Origin of the sequence: Aeromonas sp. PrichA-15 (assembly GCF_017939245.1) — a bacterium.
In the GTDB taxonomy this organism is placed as follows: domain Bacteria; phylum Pseudomonadota; class Gammaproteobacteria; order Enterobacterales; family Aeromonadaceae; genus Aeromonas; species Aeromonas caviae.
In genome coordinates this window covers 1-1135 of sequence record NZ_JAGKRH010000119.1, presented here as the reverse complement: position 1 = coordinate 1135, position 1135 = coordinate 1, and the positions used below count along the sequence as shown (strand labels likewise).

Sequence of the window (1135 nt, the reverse complement as noted above, 5' to 3'; positions counted from 1 at the left end):
TAATCGCAGCTTCAAGGATTACGACGACATCCTTGATGCCTGCACATCGGCCTGGAAGCACTTTATTGCCGATGTGGAGCGGGTGATGTCACTTTGTAGCCGAGATTGGATAAAACTGACCTAATGTTTAATCCGATTGGTATTATCCGTCATGAGGGCGCCGATTCTATCCTAAAAAAATGCCCCGGCCAGCAGATTTCTGGGCCAGGGCATTTAACCAGTTCAATTTCCGAGAGATTTAAAGCGAGAGACTATCTCAGGGTTTCTTGACGTATACGCTCGGTGTCTCACCCGCCATATTCAGATAGAACTCATAGACGCCATCCGCCTCGGGCGAGAACTTCATGTCCTCATACTTGGAGCACGGGTTGACCGGTACAGGTTCCCCGCCGAGCACGGCAACGCCATCGCTCGGGCTCTTGTAACCGAAGTTGGTGCCACAACTCCAGCCGGAGTCGGCAAACTTGAACTTGTAAGGAGCCCACTCTTTCTTGAGCGTCCCCTTGGCCATGTAGAGCTTGTCGGCAACCTTGACGACCTTGCTTTCGTCGGTGGCCATCCAGTCGTTCATCTCACCACGCAGGTAGATGGACTTGCCGCCGAAGTCGCTGTTGTCCGCCGCCGCCTGCTCTGCACCACCATTGGATGCGCAACCGCCTAATACCAGGGTTCCCGCCGCCAGCATCATCGTTACTGTTCTTTTGAACATGTGTCCATTCCTCAAATTATTGTGATTCCTTGGTCCATCGATGTGGACCCGGGAATTAAACCAGAGCAGGCATGACAAGAAAGGTAGAAGCATCACATTCTGTGCTTTTTATATCCAGAATGCAGGGTTTCGAACAGATATTGAACAGAAACAGGCCACAAACAAGTCGATATTGGCTGGGATGATGAATGCGAGTATCAGAAAACACGGCGGGAAACAGCACCATAGTGCCCGCTTGCACTCCAGTGAGTGCTGAATTTCAGGCAATAAAAAACCCCGCTCGAGTGAGCGGGGTTTCTTGTATTGGGTGCCTGGCAGTGTCCTACTCTCGCATGGCGAATGCCACACTACCATCGGCGCTACAGCGTTTCACTTCTGAGTTCGGCATGGGGTCAGGTGGTTCCACTGCGCTATTGCCGCCAGGCA

The 1135-nt window shown here is 52.1% G+C and carries 1 protein-coding gene, 1 rRNA gene and 1 pseudogene; 1 reads left to right on the top strand and 2 read right to left on the bottom strand.

What is annotated here, in order from left to right; genetic code table 11:
* A pseudogene (locus J9889_RS24140) lies at window positions 1–124 on the top strand (IS630 family transposase); the annotation flags it as partial.
* A gap of 132 nt (window positions 125–256) precedes the next feature.
* Here the strand turns inward: J9889_RS24140 and J9889_RS14810 are convergent.
* Complete coding sequence (locus J9889_RS14810; RefSeq protein WP_029313820.1) at window positions 257–709, bottom strand: pullulanase; 453 nt, start codon at window positions 707–709, stop codon at window positions 257–259.
* A gap of 309 nt (window positions 710–1018) precedes the next feature.
* A 5S ribosomal RNA gene (gene rrf, locus J9889_RS14805) occupies window positions 1019–1133 on the bottom strand.
* Window positions 1134–1135: the final 2 nt, after the last annotated feature.

Excerpts from the sequence above, each read along its gene's own strand:
- J9889_RS14810 (WP_029313820.1), bottom strand. The coding sequence starts at position 709 with ATGTTCAAAAGAACAGTAACGATGATGCTGGCGGCGGGAACCCTGGTA.